23 protein-coding genes are annotated in these 24,333 nt (G+C 53.3%); 12 read left to right on the forward strand and 11 right to left on the reverse strand.

The features are described 5' to 3' along the window. The first annotated feature begins 81 nt into the window (after positions 1–81). From ABDW13_RS06780 to ABDW13_RS06795, 4 genes are all read left to right on the forward strand, one after another. Complete coding sequence (locus ABDW13_RS06780) at positions 82–321, forward strand: DUF1158 domain-containing protein (protein WP_343551718.1); 240 nt, start codon at positions 82–84, stop codon at positions 319–321. Positions 322–854: 533 nt separating this feature from the next. After that, a complete protein-coding gene (mqo, locus tag ABDW13_RS06785) occupies positions 855–2,465 on the forward strand; it encodes a malate dehydrogenase (quinone) (protein WP_343551719.1) in 1,611 nt (536 codons plus the stop codon). A 234-nt stretch (positions 2,466–2,699) separates the two neighbouring features. Next, positions 2,700–3,137: a DUF417 family protein gene (locus ABDW13_RS06790; protein WP_343551720.1), complete on the forward strand. Its 438-nt coding sequence runs from the start codon at positions 2,700–2,702 to the stop codon at positions 3,135–3,137. A gap of 31 nt (positions 3,138–3,168) precedes the next feature. Continuing rightward, positions 3,169–3,468, forward strand: coding sequence for a hypothetical protein (locus ABDW13_RS06795; RefSeq protein WP_343551721.1), 300 nt, complete (start codon positions 3,169–3,171; stop codon positions 3,466–3,468). A gap of 63 nt (positions 3,469–3,531) precedes the next feature. On the opposite strand, the gene ABDW13_RS06800 is transcribed toward ABDW13_RS06795, so the two are convergent. Further along, positions 3,532–4,119: a LysE family translocator gene (locus ABDW13_RS06800; RefSeq protein WP_343551722.1), complete on the reverse strand. Its 588-nt coding sequence runs from the start codon at positions 4,117–4,119 to the stop codon at positions 3,532–3,534. 136 nt (positions 4,120–4,255) lie between these two features. Here ABDW13_RS06800 and ABDW13_RS06805 point away from each other — a divergent pair, with 136 nt between their 5' ends. Further along, positions 4,256–5,746: a PLP-dependent aminotransferase family protein gene (locus ABDW13_RS06805; protein WP_343551723.1), complete on the forward strand. Its 1,491-nt coding sequence runs from the start codon at positions 4,256–4,258 to the stop codon at positions 5,744–5,746. Here the strand turns inward: ABDW13_RS06805 and ABDW13_RS06810 are convergent. Continuing rightward, on the reverse strand, positions 5,713–6,336 hold the full coding sequence (locus tag ABDW13_RS06810) for a glutathione S-transferase (protein WP_343551724.1): 624 nt from the start codon (positions 6,334–6,336) through the stop codon (positions 5,713–5,715). The two genes, ABDW13_RS06805 and ABDW13_RS06810, sit on opposite strands and share 34 nt — an antisense overlap. 113 nt (positions 6,337–6,449) lie before the next feature. On the opposite strand from ABDW13_RS06810, the gene ABDW13_RS06815 reads away from it, so the two are divergent. Next, the gene (locus ABDW13_RS06815; protein ID WP_343551725.1) at positions 6,450–7,298 is read left to right on the forward strand and encodes a PhzF family phenazine biosynthesis protein; all 849 of its coding nucleotides are present in this window, start codon (positions 6,450–6,452) and stop codon (positions 7,296–7,298) included. A gap of 35 nt (positions 7,299–7,333) precedes the next feature. Here the strand turns inward: ABDW13_RS06815 and ABDW13_RS06820 are convergent, their stop codons facing one another. Next, on the reverse strand, positions 7,334–8,092 hold the full coding sequence (locus ABDW13_RS06820) for an SDR family oxidoreductase (protein WP_343551726.1): 759 nt from the start codon (positions 8,090–8,092) through the stop codon (positions 7,334–7,336). Positions 8,093–8,207: 115 nt separating this feature from the next. On the opposite strand from ABDW13_RS06820, the gene ABDW13_RS06825 reads away from it, so the two are divergent. From ABDW13_RS06825 to ABDW13_RS06835, 3 genes are all read left to right on the forward strand, one after another. Then, entirely contained in the window at positions 8,208–9,107 is a 900-nt protein-coding gene (locus ABDW13_RS06825; RefSeq protein WP_343551727.1) for a LysR family transcriptional regulator, read from the forward strand. Between the two features lie 45 nt (positions 9,108–9,152). Continuing rightward, the gene (gene yhjD / locus ABDW13_RS06830) at positions 9,153–10,154 is read left to right on the forward strand and encodes an inner membrane protein YhjD (RefSeq protein ID WP_343551728.1); all 1,002 of its coding nucleotides are present in this window, start codon (positions 9,153–9,155) and stop codon (positions 10,152–10,154) included. Between the two features lie 289 nt (positions 10,155–10,443). Next, positions 10,444–11,778: an MFS transporter gene (locus tag ABDW13_RS06835; RefSeq protein ID WP_343551729.1), complete on the forward strand. Its 1,335-nt coding sequence runs from the start codon at positions 10,444–10,446 to the stop codon at positions 11,776–11,778. Positions 11,779–12,022: 244 nt separating this feature from the next. On the opposite strand, the gene ilvC is transcribed toward ABDW13_RS06835, so the two are convergent. Next, positions 12,023–13,498, reverse strand: coding sequence for a ketol-acid reductoisomerase (gene ilvC / locus ABDW13_RS06840; RefSeq protein ID WP_343551730.1), 1,476 nt, complete (start codon positions 13,496–13,498; stop codon positions 12,023–12,025). 161 nt (positions 13,499–13,659) lie between these two features. On the opposite strand from ilvC, the gene ilvY reads away from it, so the two are divergent. After that, positions 13,660–14,541, forward strand: coding sequence for an HTH-type transcriptional activator IlvY (gene ilvY, locus ABDW13_RS06845; protein ID WP_343551732.1), 882 nt, complete (start codon positions 13,660–13,662; stop codon positions 14,539–14,541). Here the strand turns inward: ilvY and ilvA are convergent, their stop codons facing one another. From ilvA to ilvL, 6 genes are all read right to left on the reverse strand, one after another. Continuing rightward, complete coding sequence (gene ilvA / locus ABDW13_RS06850) at positions 14,542–16,089, reverse strand: threonine ammonia-lyase, biosynthetic (protein ID WP_343551733.1); 1,548 nt, start codon at positions 16,087–16,089, stop codon at positions 14,542–14,544. A 3-nt stretch (positions 16,090–16,092) separates the two neighbouring features. Then, complete coding sequence (gene ilvD / locus ABDW13_RS06855) at positions 16,093–17,943, reverse strand: dihydroxy-acid dehydratase (RefSeq protein ID WP_343551735.1); 1,851 nt, start codon at positions 17,941–17,943, stop codon at positions 16,093–16,095. Positions 17,944–18,004: 61 nt separating this feature from the next. Beyond that, positions 18,005–18,934, reverse strand: coding sequence for a branched-chain amino acid transaminase (locus ABDW13_RS06860; RefSeq protein WP_343551736.1), 930 nt, complete (start codon positions 18,932–18,934; stop codon positions 18,005–18,007). Positions 18,935–18,953: 19 nt separating this feature from the next. Further along, positions 18,954–19,211, reverse strand: coding sequence for an acetolactate synthase 2 small subunit (gene ilvM / locus ABDW13_RS06865; RefSeq protein WP_008106624.1), 258 nt, complete (start codon positions 19,209–19,211; stop codon positions 18,954–18,956). Next, entirely contained in the window at positions 19,208–20,854 is a 1,647-nt protein-coding gene (gene ilvG, locus ABDW13_RS06870; RefSeq protein ID WP_343551737.1) for an acetolactate synthase 2 catalytic subunit, read from the reverse strand. Before ilvG ends, ilvM begins: the two co-directional genes overlap by 4 nt. Positions 20,855–21,003: 149 nt before the next feature. Further along, positions 21,004–21,102, reverse strand: coding sequence for an ilv operon leader peptide (ilvL, locus tag ABDW13_RS06875; protein ID WP_071531048.1), 99 nt, complete (start codon positions 21,100–21,102; stop codon positions 21,004–21,006). Between the two features lie 328 nt (positions 21,103–21,430). Here ilvL and ABDW13_RS06880 point away from each other — a divergent pair, with 328 nt between their 5' ends. Further along, positions 21,431–22,951: a YifB family Mg chelatase-like AAA ATPase gene (locus tag ABDW13_RS06880; protein ID WP_343551738.1), complete on the forward strand. Its 1,521-nt coding sequence runs from the start codon at positions 21,431–21,433 to the stop codon at positions 22,949–22,951. 30 nt (positions 22,952–22,981) lie between these two features. Here the strand turns inward: ABDW13_RS06880 and ABDW13_RS06885 are convergent, their stop codons facing one another. Continuing rightward, on the reverse strand, positions 22,982–23,320 hold the full coding sequence (locus ABDW13_RS06885; RefSeq protein WP_343551739.1) for a DUF413 domain-containing protein: 339 nt from the start codon (positions 23,318–23,320) through the stop codon (positions 22,982–22,984). A 121-nt stretch (positions 23,321–23,441) separates the two neighbouring features. Between ABDW13_RS06885 and hdfR the strand changes: the two genes are divergently transcribed. Then, positions 23,442–24,263, forward strand: a complete 822-nt coding sequence (gene hdfR, locus ABDW13_RS06890) for an HTH-type transcriptional regulator HdfR (RefSeq protein WP_343551740.1) — start codon at positions 23,442–23,444, stop codon at positions 24,261–24,263. Positions 24,264–24,333 lie beyond the last annotated feature (70 nt).

Here is a 24,333-nt window from a genome sequence, read left to right on the forward strand (position 1 = left end):
TGAGACTGGTCTGGTACGGGGATTGCACCGCAGCGGCGTTTTATGCGCTAATGCCCGCGCTCACTGATAGGAAATTTAACGATGAATAACCCGTTTGAAACGCTGATCATTCCAGGCGGCATCTTGCTGCTGGGCTTTCTTTCTGCCCTGCTGCTGCCTGCGCCCTCATTTGGTATTGAGCTGGCAAAAAAACTGCAAGAAAGTCTGCATCTGATGGATGTTAATCAGCTGTATACCATCGTCTTCAGTTTGTGGTTTTTGCTGCTGGGCGCAATTGAATTCTTCGTTATTCGTTTTCTCTGGCGTCGTCGCTCACGTTAATCCTCTTCCACGCGGTGATGCATTTTTCCTCTGAAGAGCACGCCGCGTCACGCCCAAAATCTTAACCACAAAAATGTAACATTAGTTTTACACAAACGGGTGAAATATCAGGCAACATAAAATCCGCATCAATTATCAATTTAGATAAAAATCTTAAATATCATGATATTATTTTGTGACGCACCTCACTAGCCCAATTCTTAACCTGTCATATCACTCACAATCTAGCAACAACTGCATTACCATAAGCGTCTGATTAAGAGATAAAAATCCCTTATGGCAACAAGGTTGAGCTGATTAATTCTTATGCTGAATCATTTCCGCCTTTAAAAAATAAACAAACGTTTAATTCCGATACGAGAATGTTATATTCGGATGCATATGTATAACGTGCAGTTAACCGTTATCGTCCCCATGACTTATACCTGAGTCTTAACCTTTGAGAGATAGCGCCACGCGCTCGAAAGAAGCGCGGCTATTTCGCCTGCGAACCTGTTGAGCTTCAGGTCAACAGAGAGAGGAGATGTCGCCTCATGAGTACTACTGCGGTAAATCTGGCGCTGGCCGCCGCTGGCAAGGAAAGCGCAAACCTTCAGGAACGAAAAGACGTCGACGTACTGCTGATTGGCGCAGGCGTGATGAGTGCGACCCTGGGCGCATGGCTGCAAGATCTTGAGCCGGACTGGTCAATTGAGATGGTTGAACGCCTCGATGAAGTGGCGGTGGAATCCTCTAATGGCTGGAACAACGCCGGAACCGGTCACGCTGCGCTGGCCGAGCTCAACTACACGCCGCAAAAAGCCGACGGCAGCATCGATATCGCCAAAGCGGTAGCGATTAACGAATCGTTCCAGATTTCTCGCCAGTTCTGGGCTTATCACGTTCAGAAAGGCAACCTGCGCAATCCTAAAAGCTTTATCCACAGTACGCCGCACATGAGTTTCGTCTGGGGCGACGATAACGTTGAATTCCTGCGCAAGCGGTTCCAGGCGTTGCAGAAAAGCACCCTGTTCCGCGGCATGAACTATTCCGAAGATCGCCAGCAAATCACCCAGTGGATTCCGCTGGTGATGAATGGTCGTGACAGCAAACAGAAAGTCGCTGCCACCTGGACCGAAATGGGCACCGACGTGAACTTCGGTGAAGTGACGCGTCAGCTGATCGCCTCATTAGAGAAGAAAGCCAATTTCCGCCTGCGTCTGCGTCAGGAAGTGCGTGATATCAAACGCCTGAGCGATGGTCGTTGGCAGGTCACGCTGCACAATCTGGCTAGCGGTGAAAACCGCCTGCTGACCACACGCCAGCTGTTTATTGGTGCGGGCGGCGCGGCGTTGCCATTGCTGCAAAAATCCGGCATTCCAGAAGTGAAAGGCTATGCCGGTTTCCCGGTTGGCGGTTCATTCCTGGTGACGGAAAATCCAGAAATCGTACAGCAGCACATGGCGAAAGTGTATGGCAAAGCCAGCGTGGGCGCGCCGCCGATGTCGGTGCCACACGTTGATACCCGCGTGCTGGATGGTAAACAAGTGCTGCTGTTTGGCCCGTTCGCCACCTTCTCCACCAAATTCCTCAAGCAAGGCTCGCTGCTGGATATGTTCGGCGCGATGAATGGCAGCAACCTGAAACCGATGTTGCAAGTTGGCCTGAAGAGTTTTGACCTGGTGAAATATCTGGTTGATCAGGTGCTGCAAAGCGATGACGACCGCATGGAAGCCCTGCGCGCTTATGTTCCTCAGGCGCAGCAAGAAGATTGGCGTTTAGTCACCGCGGGCCAGCGTGTGCAGATCATCAAAAACGACGCCAAAGAAGGCGGCGTACTGCGTCTGGGCACCGAAGTGGTGACCTCGGAAGATGGCACCATTTCCGCACTGCTGGGCGCATCACCGGGCGCATCGACTGCCGCACCCATTATGCTCGAACTGATGGCCAAAGCCTTCCCAGAGCAGATGCGTTCACCAGAATGGCAGACCAAAATCCGCATGGTGATCCCATCGTGGGGCCGTAAGCTGAATGGCGACGTCGCACTGACCGAAAAAGTGCTGGCCGATACCAGCCGCGTGTTGCAACTCGACTACGAGCCAGTGATTACGCCTGATGCCGCCAACGATGAAGCGCGCGAAACGGCGCACGTGGTGGGAAAGTAAAAACGTAATCCCAATCCGGGTCGCCATTATTGGCGACCCAATTCATCACTTAGTTCCCTTCTTTATCAGTCGATTATTAATCACATCATTGATTATATTTTATTATTTTTTTATTTGAATGCTAATTCCGTATAAAAATGATTTAGCTGGCTTCGCGTACTCTTGGTTAGGCGAATTGATGCCATCGTATTTGTCAGCATCAAATGTTTCCTAATAAATAATGAGGTCATTGCGATGACAGCTAAATACAGTTATTTATCTTGCGCCATTAACTTCCTCAACAAAAAAGACATTATTGCCCTGCGTTTATCTCTGATTGTTATTTTCCTGTTTTTTGGCATTGCGAAGTGGTTTGAATTTGAAGTGCAGGCCTTGACGCCAATTATCACCGCAACATGGCTCAATATCTTTAATCAGGTGCTGGGACTGCATGGCACCAGCTATTTTCTCGGCGGAGTCGAATTAACCACCGTGGTGCTTCTGCTGCTGGGATTTAAAAACCCGATGGCGGGCGCTGCGGGTGCTGCGATGATCATCCTAACCGGCTTGGTGACGTTAAGTTTGTTGCCACAGTTAGGCACGATCGACAGTTTTATCCTCAAAGATATTATGGTGGTGGCGATCGGCTTAACCTTGCTTAAACAAGATTTGATTCGCTGGCATCAAGAATAAAACCTTCATCATTAAAACAGTGAGCATGACGATGGAACCAAAAATTTCCGAAATCGACCAAGCTTATATTAAGAAAAAAATCCCGCGCTATATTGATGCATTAGTCGAGAGAGTTGATGAAGCCATTGTGGAGACAGAAACCACCGCCAGTTGGGACTTTGTTTCGCGCGGCATGGTATTTAACGGACAATTCCCAGCCAATGCTGATTTTTTAACCATTAGCGTGGTTGAGAAACTGTTCCATAAAATCCATGCTGGAGATAAAGAATTAGCTGCGTTAATGCTGACAATGATGGGTAAACAAGCTGGGATTGTTTTGCACCGGCTTTAACCATTCTATTTAAGCTGCGTCCCACGTTGTCACTTAATATAGAGCAACGTGGGTTATTCCCTATTAGCTTAATAACACCGCGTCATACAGCATCCAGCCGGTGGTCGCCACCAGCGACAGCGCCATCAAGCTATTAAACGCCTGGCGTTTCCACGCGATTTGCAGATGGTTGCGTAAGCGATCGCCGAGCGCAGCCCAGATCAAAATGCACGGCAGGTTCAAGGCGGCAAAGCCGAGCAACACGGTGATAACGCCATTGCTGTTGGCGTACATCAGCGCCACGTTGGTGACCATCAACCACGCTTTTGGGTTGACCGCCTGGAACAGAATGCCGCCCACCAGCGTCATTGGACGCGGGCGTTCACGCAGTTGCGGCGCACCGGCGCGGAAGATCTTCCACGATAACCACAGCAAATAGCTGCACCCAACGATGGTCAGCGGCAAACGAATCGCCCCCATCCAATGCAGTAACGCATCCAGCGCCACGCTCGCCAGCAACATCTGCACCGCACAACCCACTAAGATGCCAAACAGCATCGGCAGCGTGCGTTTAAAACCAAAATTCACGCCGGATGTCGCCAACAGCAAGTTGTTCGGGCCAGGCGTGATCGACATAACGGTGACGTAGCTGAAGAATGAGGGATCGAGCATGATGCGTTTCCTGATGAACCAATAATGACTCTATGCTAATGCGCACATCGCAATGGAAACAGAGACACAAAACCACTATTGTAATGGTTACAGTTGTCTTAATTTCTGATTGTACCCATCGTGCGCGGAGGCTTTTGTGTCCCTTCCACTTTCATCCGGTCAAACGCTGTATCAGCAGTTGGTCGATAGCTTTGCCGAGTCGATCCATCAAGGCACATTAAAGCCCGGTAAGCGGCTGCCGGCGATTCGTCGCGTGGCGCAATCGCATCAGGTCAGCATCAATACGGTGCTGAATGCCTGGCAAGTGCTGGAAGATCGCGGCCTGATTGAGTCGCGCCCGCAATCCGGTTACTACGTGCGTGGCGTGCTACCGGCTGTCACGCGCCAGGTGAAACCGATCTCGGCCAAAATAAACGATCCCAGCACGCAAAAGCGCGAGCTGATCGAGCAAGTATTTGCCGCGCAGAATAATCCCGATTACACCAATATCTCGCTGGCTTGCCCGCAAGATGCCACCTTTTATCCGGCGGCACGTTTGGCGCGTATTACTGCGTCAATTCTGCGGCAGAATCCTGACATCATCGGACGCTACGCGCTTCCGCCCGGTAGTGAGCGCTTACGGGAGGAGATTGCGCGGCGCAGCTTGCATAACGGTATTAGCTTGCCGCCGAATGAGATCACCCTAACGCACGGTTGTCTTGAAGCGTTGCAACTGGCGCTGCGCGCGGTGACCAAACCCGGCGATTGCGTGGGCTTAGAATCGCCGACCTACTTCTTCCTGTTCCCGATGCTGGCGTCATTGGGGCTGAAAGCGCTGGAAATCCCGACCGATCCGCAACACGGCTTGTCGTTGGATGCGCTGGAAATGCTGTTACAGGAAAAACGCATTCAAACGCTGATCGCCATGCCCAGCGCGCAAAATCCGCTGGGTTATGTCATGCCGTTAGAGAGTAAGAAGCGGCTGGCGAAGTTAGTGAATACTTACCACGTTCCATTAATTGAAGATGGTTTGTACGACGAATTGCAATTCGATTGGCCGCTATCGCCACCGGTAAAAGCCTTTGATAGCGATGGCTGGGTGATTTACTGCACCAGCTTTACCAAAACCGTGGCACCCGATTTTCGTGTTGGCTGGACCGCCGCTGGGCGTTTTCATGAAGACGTGGCGCGGCTTAAAGCGGTGTCATCAATGGCGGAGTCGCGTTTGCTGAGCGAAACGCTGGCCGAGTTTCTGGCGAGCGGCGGCTACGATCACCATTTGCGTTCACTGCGCCGCCGCTATGCCAGCAATCTGGATGCGGCACGCGGCTTGCTGGCGCGTCATTTTCCGCAAGGTACGCGCGCTACCCTGCCGCGCGGCGGCTTTGTGTTTTGGGTCGAACTGCCGGGGAAAGTGGATACCGTGGAGATGTTTCATCGGCTATTGCAGGAGCAGATTTGCGTCACGCCGGGTGCGCTCTATTCGATGAGTGAGCGCTATAACCACGCGCTGCGCCTCTCCTGCTGCTATCCATTCGATGAACGTTATACGTGGGCGTTGAAACGCACCGGCGCATTAGCCTGCGAAATAGCGGGCATCGCGCCGGGACAGGATCAAGGTTTACCGTTGCGTCCCCAAGTGGTGTAAGGCTCGCGTTCGGTCAGGCGTTCGTAATAGGTTTGTACTGCCGGAAAGTTTGGATGTTCAAGCGGGGTTTCAAACCAGCGATTCACCGCCAATCCCACCGGAATATCCGCCAGCGAGAAATTACGGCCTGCGACGTAGCGCCCGGTTTTTTCTAGGTGCTGGTTAAGAATGTTCATGGTGTGCGTCCAGCCTTTCACCGCCGCAGCCAGCAAACGCGGATCCTGATGCGCCGGCGAATTGCGCACCAGCGACATAAACGCATAGCGCCATGAGGTGTTGAGTTCGGTGGCTTGCCAATCCATCCATTGATCGACTGGCGCACGGGCGCGCGGATTTTCGGGGTAGAGCCATTCGCCGCCGTTGCTGTTCGCCAGATAACGCAGAATGGTGTTGGATTCCCACAGCACAAAATCGTCCTCGATAATCACCGGGACCAGCGCATTGGGATTGAGCGCCATAAATTCTTTCGAGTGAAGCGATTGGGGATCTTCGCCCCACGGCTCTAATTCGTAGGCGATATCCAGTTCAGCGCACAGCCACAGAACTTTGCGCACGTTGATTGAAGAAGTACGGCCAAGCACTTTTAACATTGCGGACTCCGATTCCAGAATTCTTAATCTATTCATAGCCCTGTTGCTGGCCTTTCGCAATCAGCAGGATGTAAATCCGGATTTCAGACAATCCTAACAAGCAAGGAGTGACAATGAAGGTCGCATTTAAACAAGTGGATGTATTTACCTCAGCAGCGTTCAAAGGTAATCCGCTGGCGGTGATCATGGAAGCGCAAGGCTTGAGTGATGCGCAGTTGGCGGCGATTGCACGCTGGACCAATTTGTCGGAAACCACCTTCGTGCTGCCGCCGCAAGACAGCGCCGCAGATTATCGTGTGCGCATTTTTACCGTTGAAGGTGAGTTGCCGTTTGCCGGACATCCAACGCTCGGCACCGCGCACGCGCTGCTGGAAGCCGGTTGGCCGCTGAAAACGCCGGGCCAAATCGTGCAGGAGTGCGGCGTCGGCTTGGTTGACGTGAAAATCAGCGACGACGGTGCGCTGGCGTTTGCGGCACCGGCTGCGACGTTGGCGCCGTTTAGTGATGCGCTGATGAGTAGCGCATTGAACAGTGAAGCCTTCGATCTCAGCCAATCGCCCACCATCGTTGATATGGGGATTCGCTGGCTGTTGATTCCCATGAGTAGCGCGCAGGCGGTGCTGGATGTGCAGGCTTCAGCAGCCGATTTACAGCGCTTACAGAAACACGCCGACGTTAACGGCACGATGATTTTTGGCGCATTACCTGCGGGTGAACACGAACAGTACGAAGTGCGCGCATTGCTGGTAGAGAACGGCAGTTTGACCGAAGATCCAGTGACCGGCAGCGCCAATGCTTGTCTGGCGCGTTATTTCGCCGCGCAGGGACAAACACAAGATTATCGTGCTCGTCAGGGCAGCGCTATTCAGCGTGAAGGCCGTATTCAGGTGAGTTTCAGCGATGAAGCGATTTGGATTGGTGGTCAAACCGTGACGGTGATTGACGGGACGATTGATTTGTAAAAGGAAACGGGCGCAATCATCGCCCGTTCGTTTTTTTACAGTGCCTGACCGCCAGACGCTTCGATGCGTTGGGCGTTGATCCAACCACTTTCATCGCTGAGAATCGCGCTGATCGCATCGCCAATATCATCCGGCAAACCAACGCGGCCCAGCGCGGTGACAGCGGCGATATGATCGTTGAGATCTTTGGTATCGCGCACGCGCCCACCGCCGAAGTCAGTTTCAATCGCGCCCGGCGCCAGAATGTTGACGCGAATACGACGTTCGCCCAACTCTTTGGCCTGATAGCGCGTTAACACTTCCATCGCACCCTTGATTGAGGCGTAAGTGCCTGAGCCCGGCAACGTCATGCGCGTTAAGCCGCTGGAGATATTCAGAATGCGTCCACCATCAATGATCAGCGGCAGCAGTTTTTGCGTCAGGAAGAACGGCCCTTTGAAGTGCACATTCACCAGTGCATCGAACTCTTCTTCGGTGGTTTCGGCAAACGGTTTGTAATGACCGTGACCGGCGTTGTTCACTAAATAATCAAAGTTGTCACGCTGCCAGGTTTTTTGCAGCGCCTCTTTCACCTGCGCGACAAAACTTTCAAAGCTGCTGGAATCGCCAACATCCAGCTGCAGCGCCACGGCACGTGCGCCCAGCGCTTCGATCTCTTTAATCACCGCTTGCGCTTCTTCCGCATGTCCGCGATAGGTAAACAGGATATCGGTGCCTTTAGCGGCCAGTTTCAGCGCGCCATTCTTGCCTAAACCGCGGTTTCCGCCGGTAATCAATGCAATTTTATGACTCATGTTTCGCTCCAGTTGGAAAATTGAACACGAGTTAAGGATATTCGCGAATAATTGATCTATAAACGCAGAGGAATACGCAGCACTGTTTCACTAACAACAACAATCGGTGAACAACATGGATAAAATTCACTCAATGCAGGTTTTTGTGCGGGTGGCAGAAATGGGCAGTTTTACCCGTGCGGCAGAAAGTTTGGGTTTACCGAAAGGCAGCGTATCGCGTCAGTTGCAGGCGCTGGAAAATCAAATGGGTACGCGTTTACTGCATCGCACTACGCGGCGCGTGCATCTGACGCAAGATGGCTTGGTTTATTACGATCGCTGCCTCGATTTGCTCTCAATGCTGGATGATATGGACAGCCTGTTCCAGCACGATCCCGGCACCTTAAGCGGCAAGCTGCGCGTCGATATGTCGGTGGCGATGGCAACCGGTTTTGTCTTGCCGCGCCTGCCGGAGTTTTTGCAGCATTATCCCGGTTTGGAGATTGAGCTCAGCAGCAGCGATCGCCAGGTTGATGTAATTCGTGAAGGTTTTGACTGCGTGGTGCGCGTGGGTGAGTTGAAAGATTCCGGCCTGATCGCGCGAAAAATCGGATCACATGCCTTGATCAACTGCGCCAGCGCCGATTACCTTGCCCGCTTCGGCATGCCGGTGCGGTTGGAAGATCTGTCGCAACACGCGATGGTGCATTACAGCCAGCAGCTTGGGCAGCCTTCATTGGGCTTCGAGTATTTCGATGGCAAGCAGTGTCATTACATCCAAACCGGCGGCGTGGTGACGGTCAACAGCACCGAAACCTATCGCGCGGCCTGTATGGCCGGATTGGGGATTATTCAGGTGCCGGCGATTGGCGTCCAGCCGCTGCTGGAATCGGGCAAGTTGGTGGAAGTGCTGCATCATTTCCCGGCTAAACCGATGCCGATCTCGCTGCTGTATCCGCATCGCCGTAACGTGGCGCGCCGCGTGCGGGTGTTTATGGAGTGGCTCAGCCAGGTCCTACAGGAATATGTAACCTAGCAGACTATAATTGTAATTTCGCAGTGAACAGGATGACTATCGTCTATGACGGACAAAAACATTAAAGAGACGGCGGCTGACACCAAGCCGCTGATTGATATTAAAACCGGCAATAAAACCGTGGATGGCTCGATCCAACATGTGTCGCGCTTCGCTGCCTGGTTTCAGGCGATTCCGGCGGTGGCGCACTTTATGCGCGCGCTGGAACGCTTTAACGATCGCCTCGGTAGCCAGTTTGGCGCTGCCATCACCTATTTCTCGTTTCTTTCGCTGATACCGATTTTGATGGTCTCCTTTGCGGCGGTCGGCTTTGTGCTGGCGTCGAATCAGGATCTGTTGAGTGAGTTGATCAACAAAATCGTGAGCAGTATCAGCGATCCGACGCTGGCAACCACCTTAAAAAACACGGTGAATACTGCGATTCAGCAGCGTGCCACGGTGGGGTTGACCGGTTTGCTGTTGGCGCTCTATTCAGGCATCAACTGGATGGGCAACCTGCGTGAAGCGGTGCGCGCGCAGTCACGCGATGTGTGGGAACGCACGCCTGACGACAAGGAAAAATTCTGGAAGAAGTACGCGCGCGATTTGTTGTCGCTGCTGGGTTTGATGCTGGCGCTAGTGATTACGCTGTCGCTGACGTCGATTGCCGGTGCCGCGCAGGCGGCGATCGTCAACGCCTTGGGCTTGGGCGACATTGAATGGCTGCGCCCGGCGATGACGGTGATTGCGCTGTCGATCTCCATCCTCGCCAACTATCTGTTGTTCTTGTGGATTTTCTGGATTCTGCCGCGTCATAAGCCGCGCAAAAAAGCGCTGTTCCGCGGCACGCTGCTGGCGGCGATAGGCTTTGAGGTGATCAAATTTGTGATGACGCTGACGCTGCCGAAACTGGCGACCTCGCCTTCTGGCGCGGCGTTTGGTTCGGTGCTGGGACTGATGGCATTCTTCTATTTCTTTGCGCGCTTGACGCTGTTCTGCGCGGCGTGGATTGCCACCGCCAAGTACAAAGACGATAAAGAGATGCCGCAGCCGCATCAGGCAAAATAATCCAACCAGATTGTTACAATTGCCAAACTAGCTAAAAATGTTTCCTGCTGGCTATTTTTTCCGCAAAAACCAGCAGGAAACGCTGGAGGGTCACTTTTATTTGGCCCTTTTGCAGAGATTCCCGCCAAAAAAAGCACGCTTCGCGTTCCCATCCGCCGCCGATTGCAGCAACTCACAAATTATCCACTTTTTCGCCGAAAAAGCCCGGTGCGACGCGGTTTTTCGCCATTGAATGCCGCAATACAGGTGCGTAAGATTCTCTGTCTACATTTACAATTAAGAAACACTTATGCAAGCCTCCATCACAGAAACACTCGACAAAAAACACGACGACGCGCCAGTGAATTCACGCGGCAAAGTGGTTGTGGCATCGCTTGTCGGCACCGCTATTGAATTCTTCGATTTCTATATCTATGCCACCGCCGCGGTGATTATCTTCCCGCACATTTTCTTCCCGCAGGGCGATCCAACCGTCGCAACGCTGCAATCGCTGGCCACCTTCGCCATCGCTTTCGTCGCACGTCCTATCGGTTCTGCGGTGTTCGGCCACTTTGGTGACCGCGTCGGCCGTAAAGCAACCCTGGTGGCATCGCTGCTGACCATGGGCGTATCCACCGTGCTGATCGGCCTGCTGCCGAGCTATCAAACCATTGGCGTTGCCGCTCCGCTGCTGCTGGCGCTGGCTCGCTTTGGTCAAGGCTTGGGATTGGGTGGCGAATGGGGCGGTGCGGCGCTGCTGGCCACCGAAAATGCGCCAGCCAAGAAACGCGCGCTGTACGGTTCGTTCCCGCAGTTGGGCGCGCCGATTGGCTTCTTCTTCGCTAACGGCACCTTCCTGCTGCTGTCTTGGCTGCTGACTGATGAGCAGTTTATGAATTGGGGCTGGCGCGTACCGTTTATCCTTTCTGCGGTGCTGGTGCTGATCGGCCTGTATGTGCGCGTGTCGCTGCATGAAAGCCCGGTGTTTGCCAAAGTGCAGAAAGAGAACAAGCAAGTGCGCATGCCGATTGGCACACTGCTGAGCAAGCATTTGACTGCGACCATTCTTGGCACCTTCATCATGCTCGCCACCTATACGCTGTTCTACATTATGACCGTTTATTCCATGAGCTACGGCACCGCGCCTGCACCGGTTGGACTCGGTTATTCACGTAACAGCTTCCTGTGGATGCTGATGGTGGCGGTGATTGGTTTTGGTGTGATGGTGCCGATTGCTGGCCTGCTGGCGGACCGCTTTGGTCGCCGCAGAACCATGATCACCATTACGTTGATGATTATTGCTTTTGCGCTGATGTTCCCAGTGCTGCTGGGTTCCGGTTCACAGGTGCTGGTGATGGGCTTCCTGATCCTCGGCTTGAGCATTATGGGCCTGACCTTCGGCCCGATGGGCGCGCTGCTGCCGGAACTGTTCCCGACTGAAGTGCGTTATACCGGCGCATCGTTCTCGTACAATCTGTCGTCGATTCTCGGTGCTTCGGTTGCGCCGTATATCGCTACCTGGTTGAACGCGAATTACGGTTTGCAGGCAGTGGGCTTCTATCTGGCTTCGATGGCGGTGCTGACGCTGATTGCACTGATTGCCTGTAAAGAGACGCGTCATCAGACGCTGTATGAAGCGGTGTGATGTTGATTTATGCGCTAAAGGAAACCCGGCTTAGGCCGGGTTTTTTATTGGTGAGATTTTGTAAGGTGGTGCGCGCTGTCCCTCATCCCAACCTTCTCCCGCAAGCGGGAGAAGGGGCTGATCGAGCGGAGGTGTAGCATTGAGTACCGCCTAATCATTTCCTCTCCTGCGAGCACTCTTCAGACAATAAAAAACCCCGGCAAGCCGGGGTTTTTTGTGTGCTGAAAACTGTGTTGCGCGAGGCTTAGCCTGCTACTGCGATACGCTTCATATCGGTCATGTAGCCACGCAGTTTGCGGCCAACAGATTCGATTGGGTGCTGACGAACTGCTTCGTTCACATCACGCAGCTGCGCGTTATCAACCTGAGTACCTTCGATCGCTTTACCCAAATCGCCCGGTTGCAGCGTGGTCATGAACTCTTTCAGCAGCGGAACCGCCGCGAAGGAGAACAGGTAGTTACCGTATTCTGCGGTATCAGAGATAACCACGTTCATTTCATACAGACGCTTACGTGCAATGGTGTTAGCAATCAGCGGCAGCTCGTGCAGTGATTCGTAGTAAGCAGACTCTTCGATGATGCCCGCATCAACCATGGTTTCGAACGCCAGCTCAACGCCTGCTTTCACCATCGCAACCATTACGACACCTTTGTCGTAATATTCTTGCTCTTCGATTTTGCCTTCGAACTGCGGTGCGTTTTCGAATGCGGTTGCGCCGGTCTCTTCACGCCAGGTCAGCAGGTTTTTGTCGTCGTTGGCCCAGTCAGCCATCATGCCTGAAGAGAATTCGCCAGAGATGATGTCATCCATGTGCTTCTGGAACAGCGGCGCCATGATGGTTTTCAGCTGCTCAGACAGTGCGTAAGCACGGATTTTCGCTGGGTTGGACAGACGATCCATCATCAGCGTGATGCCGCCGAATTTCAGTGATTCGGTGATGGTTTCCCAGCCGAACTGAATCAGTTTTTCGGTGTAAGCCGCGTCGTGACCTTCAGCCACCAGCTTGTCGAAGCACAGCAGTGAACCGGCTTGCAGCATACCGCACAGAATGGTTTGCTCGCCCATCAGGTCAGATTTCACTTCCGCAACGAAGGAAGATTCCAGCACGCCCGCGCGGTCACCGCCGGTGGCTGCGGCCCAGGCTTTAGCAATCGCCATGCCTTCGCCCTTTGGATCGTTTTCTGGGTGAACGGCGATCAGCGTCGGCACACCGAAACCACGCTTGTACTCTTCACGCACTTCGGTGCCTGGGCACTTCGGTGCAACCATTACTACGGTCAGATCTTTACGGATGGTTTCGCCAGATTCAACGATGTTGAAACCGTGTGAGTAGCCCAGTGCAGCGCCGTCTTTCATCAGCGGCTGAACCGCCTGAACTACCGCTGAGTGCTGCTTGTCTGGCGTCAGGTTAACTACCAGATCAGCCTGCGGGATCAGCTCTTCGTAAGTACCCACTTTGAAACCGTTTTCGGTTGCTTTGCGGAAAGAGGCACGCTTCTCAGCAATCGCTTCGGCACGCAGGGCGTAAGCGATATCCAGGCCGGAATCGCGCATGTTCAGGCCCTGGTTCAGACCCTGAGCGCCACAGCCAACGATGACCACTTTTTTGCCTTTCAGGAAGCTGGCGCCATCCGCGAATTCATCGCGTGACATGAAACGACATTTGCCTAACTGCGCTAACTGGTTGCGCAGATTCAAAGTGTTAAAGTAATTAGCCATGGGTACTCCGGTTAGATGTTGTGTTTGTTTTTGTTCAGTAACGACGCTGCCATTAGCGCCGCGAATGACCCCATCATATGACAGGAAATCTGTTGCTTAAATTGATATATTAGCAAGGTTACATTGCAAAATTTGCAACATCACGTTGAGGCGACAAACGCATGGATTTACGAGACCTGAAACTCTTCCTTCATCTGGCTGAAAGCTGCCACTTTGGTCGCACCGCACGCGCCATGCACGTAAGCCCTTCGACCTTATCGCGCCAGATTCAGCGCCTGGAAGAGGATGTCGGCCACGCGCTGTTTCTGCGTGATAACCGCACTGTGACGCTGACCGAAGCCGGTGAGCGCCTGCGCCAGTTTGCTCAACAAACCTTGCTGCAATATCAGCAACTGCGTCATGTGATGGATCTGAACGGACCTTCACTGAGCGGCGAGTTGCGCCTGTTCTGTTCGGTAACCGCGGCTTACAGCCATCTGCCGCCGATTCTTGACCGCTTCCGCGCCGAGCATCCGCAAGTGGAAATCAAACTCACTACCGGCGATGCCGCCGACGCCATCGAAATGGTGCAATCGGGTGATGCCGATTTAGCCATTGCCGGTCGCCCCGAGTCGCTGCCCGCGAGTATAGATTTTACGCCACTTGGCCTGATCCCGCTGGTGCTGATCGCCCCGGCGTTGCCTTGCCCGGTGCGCAGCCAGGCCACGCAAGAGCAACCGGATTGGTCGCAGATTCCGTTTATCCTGCCGGAACAAGGGCCTGCGCGGCGCGGCATCGATTTATGGTTCCGTCGCCAGCGCATTCCCAATCCGCAAATTTATGCCACGGTTTCCGGGCATGAAGCGATTGTGTCGATGGTGGCGCTGGGATGCGGCATTGCGCTGCTGCCGGATGTGGTGCTGGAAAACAGCCCGGAACCGGTGCGCAATCGTGTATTGACGCTGGAGAGTGTGGAATCGGTCGCGCCGCTGGAACTCGGCGTGTGCGTACAAAAAAAGCGGCTCGGTGAGCCGCTTATCAATGCATTTTGGAGTCAGCTGTAATTACTGCCCGGCGAGGAAGAAGCGGAACGCCGGGTTGTTGGCCTCATCATGCCATTCGTAGCCTAACGCGTTGAGATGGCTTTCGAACTCCGGCTCATGATCGTTGGCTTCGAACGCCGCCAGCACGCGACCGTAATCGGTGCCGTGGCTGCGATAGTGGAACAGCGAGATATTCCAGTGCGCGCCAAGCGTTTGCAGGAATTTCAGCAACGCGCCCGGTGCTTCCGGGAATTCAAAGCTGAACAGACGTTCACGCAGCGGCTTAGACGGACGTCCGCCAACCATGTAACGCACATGCAGCTTGGCCATCTCATCATCCGACAGATCCACCACATGATAACCACCTTCGCTGAGCTGGCTGATGATTTCACTGCGCTCTTCCAGCCCGCGCGTTAAACGCACGCCAACGAAGATGCAGGCGTTATCCGCATCCGCATAGCGATAGTTGAACTCGGTGATTGAACGGCCGCCGATGGTCTGACAGAACTTGAGGAAGCTACCCTGCTGTTCTGGAATCGTCACTGCCAGCAGCGCTTCACGTTGTTCACCCAGTTCACAACGCTCGGAAACGTAGCGCAAGCCGTGGAAGTTGACGTTAGCCCCCGACAATACGTGCGCCAGACGCTCGCCTTTGATGTCGTGCAGCTGGATGTATTTCTTCATACCTGCCAACGCTAACGCGCCAGAAGGTTCCGCCACCGCACGCACATCTTCGAACAGATCTTTAACCGCCGCGCAAATTGCATCGCTATCCACTGTGATGATGTCGTCGAGATATTCTTTGCACAGACGGAAAGTTTCACTGCCGATGCGCTTCACCGCCACGCCTTCGGCAAACAAGCCGACACGCGCCAAATCCACCGGTTCGCCCGCATCCAGCGCCGCTTTCAGGCAGGCTGAATCTTCCGATTCCACCGCAATCACTTTGATTTGCGGCATCAACTGTTTGATCAGCACCGCCACGCCAGCGGCTAGACCACCGCCACCAACCGGCACGAAGACGCGATCGAGATGTGCATCCTGCTGCAACAGCTCCATCGCCAGCGTGCCTTGTCCGGCAATCACTGCCGGATGATCAAACGGCGGGACGAAGGTGTAACCTTGCTGCTCCGCCAACTCAATCGCTTTGGCTTTCGCTTCGTCGAAGTTAGCCCCAAACAGATAAGCCTCACCGCCAAATGCGCGTACTGCATCAACCTTGATGTCTGCCGTGGCCAACGGCATCACAATCAGTGATTTGATGCCAAGCGTGCTGGCCGAGAGCGCCACGCCCTGCGCATGGTTTCCGGCCGAAGCCGTCACCACGCCGCGCGCTTTTTGCTCTTCATTCAGCCCGGCAATCATCGCGTAAGCCCCGCGCAGCTTGAAGCTGTGCACCGGCTGACGATCTTCTCGCTTCACCAGAATGGTGTTGCCAAGACGCGATGAAATTTTTTCCATTTTTTGCAGCGGCGTCACCTGAGCAATTTCGTACACTGGTGAACGCAGCACTGCGCGCAAATATTCCGCACCGTTGGGCGTTGCGGATAGCGGTTGAGACTCAGCCATCGGTTAGCCTCCCAGCTTAGACTTATCGCGCACCGCGCCTTTGTCAGCGCTGGTCGCGAGTGAAGCATAAGCACGCAGGGCGAAGGAGACTTCACGCTCACGACCATGCGGGGTGTAAGCCGCATCGCCACGCGCTTGCTCTTCTTCACGACGCGCGTGCAATTCGTTATCCGGCACCGCCAGCTTGATGCCACGGTTCGGAATATCGATTTCAATCATGTCGCCATCTTTCACCAGCGCGATGGTGCCGCCGCTCGCCGCTTCCGGAGAGGCGTGACCGATTGACAGTCCAGAAGTACCGCCAGAGAAACGACCGTCGGTGATCAAGGCACAGCTTTTGCCAAGGCCCATCGATTTCAGGTAAGTGGTTGGATAGAGCATTTCCTGCATGCCCGGTCCGCCTTTCGGCCCTTCGTAGCGAATAACAACCACATCGCCAGCCACCACTTTGCCGCCCAGAATCGCGGTAACCGCATCATCCTGGCTTTCGTAGACTTTGGCCGGGCCTTTGAAGGTGAGGATTTCTTTGTCGACGCCGGCGGTTTTAACGATACAGCCGTCTTCCGCGATGTTGCCGTACAGCACCGCTAAACCGCCATCTTGCGAGTAAGCGTGTTCACGCGTACGAATACAACCTTCAGCACGATCGTCATCCAGCGTATCCCAACGGCAATTTTGCGAGAACGCCTTGGTAGTGCGAATACCGGCTGGACCCGCGCGGAACATGTCTTTCACCGCTTGGTCTTTGGTCAGCATGATGTCGTACTGATCGATGGTTTCACGCATGCTCTGCTGCAAGATGTTACGCGCGCTGGTGTCGATCAGTCCGGCGCGATCCAGCTCGCCGAGAATACCGATCACACCACCCGCACGGTGCACGTCTTCCATGTGATATTTCGGCGTACTTGGCGCCACTTTACACAGTTGCGGAACTTTGCGTGACAGGCGGTCGATATCAGAGATGTTGAAGTCGATTTCGCCTTCCTGCGCCGCTGCCAGCAAGTGCAGAACGGTATTGGTCGAGCCGCCCATGGCGATATCCAGCGTCATGGCGTTCTCAAATGCTGCTTTGCTGGCAATGTTGCGCGGCAGCATGTTGACGTCATCCTGCTCGTAATAACGTTTGGTCAAGCTGACGATGCGCTTACCGGCATTGATGAACAGCTCTTCGCGATCGGCGTGCGTTGCCAGCAGCGAACCGTTGCCCGGCTGTGACAGGCCCAGCGCTTCGGTCAAACAGTTCATTGAGTTGGCGGTGAACATACCGGAACACGAACCGCAGGTTGGGCAAGCAGAACGTTCGATCTGATCGCTGTCGGCATCACTAACGTTCGGGTTGGCGCCCTGAATCATTGCATCGACCAAGTCCAGCTTGATGATTTGATCGGACAGCTTGGTTTTACCGGCTTCCATCGGGCCGCCGGAAACAAAGATCACTGGAATGTTGAGGCGCAGAGAGGCCATCAGCATTCCCGGGGTGATTTTGTCGCAGTTGGAGATACAGACCATGGCATCGGCGCAGTGCGCGTTGACCATGTATTCCACCGAGTCGGCAATCAACTCGCGTGAAGGCAGTGAATACAGCATGCCGCCATGGCCCATGGCGATACCATCATCCACCGCAATGGTGTTGAACTCTTTAGCGACACCACCTGCTGCTTCGATTTGTTCGGCAACCAGTTTGCCGAGATCGCGCAGGTGCACGTGGCCCGGTACGAATTGGGTGAATGAGTTGACTACGGCGATGATCGGCTTGCCGAAATCGTCGTCGGTCATTCCAGTTGCGCGCCACAAGGCACGGGCACCGGCCATGTTACGACCATGGGTGGTGGTGGCGGAACGGTACTTAGGCATGCTCTATTTACTCCAGTAATAATAAGGTTGCGGGCGCCATCTGACGCCCGCAAAATTCTAGTTATGCGTTAACCGGATCCAACCAGCCCCACTTGTCTTCCGTCTCGCCAGTGAACAGGCCAAAGAATGCCTTCTGGATACGACCGGTGACCGGACCACGTTTACCTTCGCCGACCTGAATACCATCGACGCTGCGCACCGGAGTGATTTCCGCTGCGGTACCAGACATGAATACTTCGTCAGCCAGGTAGAGAGATTCGCGAGACAGCACTTGCTCACGCACTTCGATACCCATGTCTTGCGCCAGCTTGATGATGGCGTCACGGGTGATGCCCGGCAGCGCTGAAGAGGTGAACGGAGGCGTGAACAGAATGCCATCTTTCACTTCGAACAAGTTTTCGCCAGCACCTTCTGAAATATAGCCGTTGGTGTCGAGAGCGATACCTTCCTGATAACCGTGACGGCGCGCTTCGCTACCGACCAGCAGAGAGGAAAGGTAGTTACCGCCAGCTTTGGCTGCGGTTGGCAAGGTGTTTGGTGCTACGCGGTTCCAGGAAGAAACCATTGCATCGATACCGTTTTCCAGCGCTTCAGCGCCAAGGTACGCGCCCCAAGGGAATGCGGCGATGATCACATCAGTGGTGTAACCATCTGGCGGGTTTACACCCAGACCCACGTCACCCACGAAAGCCAGCGGACGGATATAAGCGCTCTTCAGGTTGTTCACGCGGATCACTTCGCGGCATGCTTCCATCAGCTCATCAACGCTGGCTTTGATTGGGAAACGGTAGATCTTGGCAGATTCGTGCAGACGCTTCATGTGCTCGCGGTGACGGAACACCACTGGGCCTTTGTGTGAGTCGTAGCAGCGCACGCCTTCAAACACAGAAGTACCGTAGTGCAGGGCGTGAGACATCACGCTGACCTTAGCGTCTTCCCACTTAACCATCTCCCCATTGAACCAAATAAAGTCTGCTTTCTTCGTACTCATTGCTATTTTCCTTTGGCGACTAAGCGCGGATTTGTTGTGTTGTCTGTTGTTGGATCTCGACACAAGCGACATCCATAAGTTTGCTTAACTGCGAAGACAGTAAATCGACTGAGCGTTGGCTGGCAACGGTCATTTCGATATTAATGTTCTCGGCATTGACCGCAGAGGCCATGTTCATGGCGCACACCTGGAAACCACGGTGGCGCACGACACGTAAAATGCGCTCCAATATTTCAGGACGAAAGCGGGCTTCGATAGACAATTGATGCTGATTCATGCGGTTTTCTCCATCATGTTTGCGTTGCTGGCACCCGGTGGTACCAATGGCCAGACGTTTTCATGCTCATCTATCGAAACATGCAGGAAGTAAGGACCTTCACTGTTCAGCAGAGCATCGAGGGCGGCGTCGACCTGATCTTTACGGCTAATGCGTTGGCCAGGAATATCAAACGCGCTGGCCAGCGTGAGGAAATCGGGGTTATCGGTCAGGATGGTTTCGCTGTAGCGACCATCAAAGAACAACTGCTGCCACTGACGCACCATGCCAAGGCGTTGGTTATCCAGCAGCAGGATTTTCACCGGCAGTTTGCCGCGCTTGATGGTGCCCAGCTCCTGAATATTCATCATGATGGAGCCATCACCAGATACGCAAATCACCGTATCTTCTGGACGCGCAACCTGTGCACCAATCGCCGCTGGCAGGCCAAAGCCCATCGTGCCAAGGCCACTGGAAGTGATGAAGTTTTCTGGCTGGGTGAAGCTCATATGCTGAGCGGCCCACATCTGATGCTGGCCGACGTCGGTGGTGACCACTGCGCTCTCCGCTTTGCGATCGGACAATTGCTTGAGCAGCAGCGGCGCGTAAATCGCTTCGCCAGGATGATCGTAGCGCCAATCGAACTCGGCTTTCATCGCACTGACTTCGGTGCGCCAACCTTCAATGTTCATCGGCATGCTGAGCGCTGGCAGCACCTGGTTCAAATCACCCTGCAAAGAGACGTGCGCGCGGCGCAGTTTGTTCAGCTCGGCGGGATCGATATCAATGTGAATAACATTGGCGTGTGGGGCGAAGGTATCCAACTTGCCAGTTACGCGGTCGTCAAAACGCGCGCCAACCGCAATCAGCAAATCGCAGGATTGAACGGCGAGATTGGCGGCCTTGGTGCCGTGCATGCCCAACATGCCGAGATAGAGATCGCTGCTGGCATCAGCGCTGCCCAAGCCCTTCAAGGTGGAAACCATCGGGATACCGGTTTCTTGTGCCATCGCACGCAGCGCGGGGACCGCTTGCGCCATGCCAACTCCACCGCCGATATACAGCATTGGTTTGTGCGATTGCGCCATCAAGGCACGCGCTTCAGTAATGTGCTGCGGCGAATGGCTGATCGCCTCTTCTACCGGCAGCAGATGCGGCGTCAGCTCACCACTGGCGATTTGGATGTCTTTCGGGATATCGACCAGAACCGGGCCAGGACGACCGGACTGCGCAATGGCAAAGGCTTCGGCCATTACTGAAGGTAAATCATCAAGAGATTCAACCAGGAAGCTGTGCTTGGTGCAGGCTAATGACAAACCTAAAACGTCGATTTCCTGGAAGGCATCGGTGCCAATAAAAGCGGAAGAAACCTGGCCAGTGATCGCGACAACCGGGATGGAATCCATCATCGCATCGGCCAATCCAGTTATCAGGTTGGTAGCACCCGGCCCCGAAGTGGCAATACACACGCCGGTTTTACCGGTTGCGCGGGCATATCCGATTGCCGCCATCACCGCACCCTGCTCATGACGGCACAGTAGGTGTTCCACGCCGCCATCGTAGAGCGCATCGTACACTGGCATGATTGCGCCGCCAGGATAGCCAAACACTGTATCGACACCCTGCGCGCGTAAAGCCTGAACTACCCACTGTGCACCTGTCATAGTTATTCTCCTGTATTCCTTGGGAAACAACAGAATTTTATGCTACTGCTCATAATCTGTTCCTCGCTTATTCGCTGATTTTTACTCTGGTTAAAAAAAAACCCCCGGACCTTTCGGTGCGGGGGTTTTTGGAATTCCAGACTTGATTTTTAAGCCTTTCTTTCTCCAAGCGATGCCCCGCACGGTGGGATAATAATCACCACCACGCTAATCACGACTAGGCTAATCACTTGTAGAAGGGCTTTCATGTGTTGTTTGTTTTTTCGATTGTTCGAAGTAATGCCTACAGAGTTATCATAGTTATCCGCTCGTTGACAATAATTTTCATTGGTTTTTTTTATGACGCATTTCAGCGCTGTGAGTTATCACTCTGTAACTAAAAGGTTATTTTCGAACTTGATAAATATTCATTACGCACGTTGAGAAAGCGACTTTTGCACTTTGCGAGCGCGTTCTGATGTGTAGTGAAACCACTGCAATCGTTAGTGAATGTGCGGAATCTGCATCCGAAAGAATATGGTTGGCATTTGATTCGCCTGTTTTGGAGCTTAATGATAAGGACAACAAGGAGCGGTTATGTCTTTATCCAAAGTATTAACGCGTGCAGCGTTGGGCGTTCAGGCTCCGCTGGTCACAGTGGAAGTGCACATCAGTAATGGTCTTCCCGCACTCACGTTAGTTGGCCTACCTGAAACCACCGTCAAAGAAGCACGAGAACGCGTGCGCAGTGCGATTATCAACAGTGGATTCACCTTCCCAGCTAAACGCGTGACAATCAACCTGGCCCCTGCTGATCTGCCTAAAGAAGGTGGCCGCTACGACCTTCCCATCGCTATCGCAATTCTGGCGGCCTCTGAGCAGCTTCCTGACGCCAAGCTAGGGCAATATGAATTCCTGGGGGAGCTGGCCCTTAACGGCGCTCTGTGTGGCGTTCAGGCCGCTATTCCGGCGGCCATGGCAGCACTGCAAGCCGGCAGACAAATGGTTTTAGCTGAACAGAATCAACAGGATGTGGGGCTAATCCAGCAAGGTGAAACGCTGGTAGGCAAACATCTAATCGAGATCTGCGCTTTTCTGCACAACCAAAATACGCTTACCGTTGCTCATTATCATCCTGATACGCATATGCCCGAAAGACATGATTTGAGCGATATCATTGGTCAGGATCAGGGCCGACGCGCGCTAGAGATCACGGCGGCAGGCGGACACAATTTGCTCCTGATCGGTCCGCCGGGCACCGGCAAGACAATGTTGGCAACGCGGTTGCCGGGAATCATGCCGCCACTAGACGACCAGGAAGCGCTTGAGTGCGCCGCGATTGCCAGCTTAGTCAGTAGCGGCAATCTGCATCATCAGTGGCGCAGACGGCCGTTCAGAGCGCCTCATCATAGCGCTTCGCTGTATGCCTTGGTTGGCGGCGGTTCACTGCCGCGTCCGGGAGAAATATCTTTAGCGCACAATGGCGTGTTATTTCTAGATGAGCTGCCTGAGTTTGAACGCAAAACACTCGATGCACTGCGCGAGCCTATTGAGTCCGGGGAGATCGCTATTTCACGTACGCGCGCGAAAGTGACTTATCCAGCGCGCTTTCAATTAGTTGGTGCAATGAATCCGAGTCCGACTGGGCATTATCAAGGCACACATAACCGCTCATCACCGCAGCAGGTTTTACGCTACCTCAACCGCCTTTCCGGCCCCTTTCTTGACCGCTTTGATTTATCTTTAGAAGTACCGCTTCTGCCCAGCGGATCGCTCAGCAAGAAGCAGCAGGTTAGCGAAAGCAGTGCTGAGGTTCTGAGCCGCGTACTCGCTGCGCGGAAGATTCAAATCGATCGCAGCGCCAAAGTTAACGCCCATCTCTCGAACCCTGAGATTTTACGCTGGTGTCAATTACAGCAAGAGGATGCGGAATGGCTGGAAACGGTACTCAATTCATTGGGTCTTTCAGTACGTGCGTGGCAGAGAATTTTGAAAGTGGCGAGAACCATTGCTGACTTGGCGGGTGAAGAGCGAATTGCGCGGTGTCATTTGCAGGAAGCGGTGGGATATCGCAGCATTGATCGTTTAATGATCTACCTGCACAAAAGTATGGAATAAAAAACGGGGCTTATTTAAGCCCCGTTTTTCTTAATCATCGCTGTCGCTGAAATCTTCAACGGTGTCCATTTGCGGTTTACCGCCAGACAACGTGTGAAAACGCTTTGGACGCTTGATACGTGCGGTATATTTCGACCAGACACGTTCCGCTTCCGTTTGCGGCTCACGAAGACCACGACATACTTCTAAAAATGCACGCTCTTCTTCAGTAATTGGCTCACGCTTAGCGAGATCCAATTCATTAAAGGCGAAACCGTGGCGCTCCAGAAGCTGAGCTTCTTTAATGGTGAAATCACCATGACGCGAAAAACCACGTGGGTAATGTTTGTTATCGAAGAAACGATTTGTTGTTGCGAAGCTATCCGCCATTTTACACGCTCCTGACTCTCATATGGCCGTGCTATTTATGGCGCGGAGTATTAGATAGGCTTGACAGAGTGTAAAACAAAACATTTAAATCAGTACGACAAACAATTTTTGGGAGAATGCTGTGGATACGGAATTACTGAAAACTTTCCTCGAAGTGAGCAGAACACGCCATTTCGGGCGTGCTGCTGAAGCGCTTTACCTCACGCAATCTGCCGTTAGTTTTCGCATTCGCCAACTGGAAAACCAGTTGGGTGTTAACCTTTTCACTCGTCACCGCAATAACATTCGGCTGACTTCAGCGGGAGAGCGTTTATTACCCTACGCTGAGAGCTTGATGAGCACTTGGTTGATGGCTAAAAAGGAAGTTTCTCATACACAACAGCATCATGAGCTTTCAATAGGAGGGAGTGCATCGCTTTGGGAGGCCTATCTAACTCCTTGGTTGCAAACACTTTATGAGAATCGTGAAAGCCTCCATCTTGAAGCACGCATTGCACAGCGACATTTGTTGGTTAAGCAATTACATGAGCGTCAATTGGATCTGTTGATTACTACCGAAGCACCAAAAATGGATGAGTTAACCAGCCAGCAGATCGGTCATATATCGCTCGCTTTATTCCGCGCGCGCAAAACAGAAAAACGTGAGAAATATGATTACATCAAGCTGGAATGGGGTGCAGATTTTCATCAACATGAAAGTTATCTTTCCAGTGATGATGTTCCCGTATTAACCACAACGTCAGCTCACGTTACACGCGAATTACTGCATACCACCGGCGCATGCGCATTTTTACCGGATTTCTGGCACGGTATTTATAGTGATTTGATGGTTATTCCAGATACACCTGTCGCTGTAAGACCTTTATATGCGGTGTGGCTGCAGAATAGCGATCAGCAAACTCACATTCGCCAGCTGCTTAAATTTCCAGTGATGACACAATAAGGTAATAATTGAGCGGAGTTTGAGTGGGCACAGTGAAACTCAAACTCTTTTCACTGCTGAATTTTGGACA

The organism is Pantoea sp. (assembly GCF_039594315.1).
Lineage (GTDB): Bacteria > Pseudomonadota > Gammaproteobacteria > Enterobacterales > Enterobacteriaceae > Pantoea.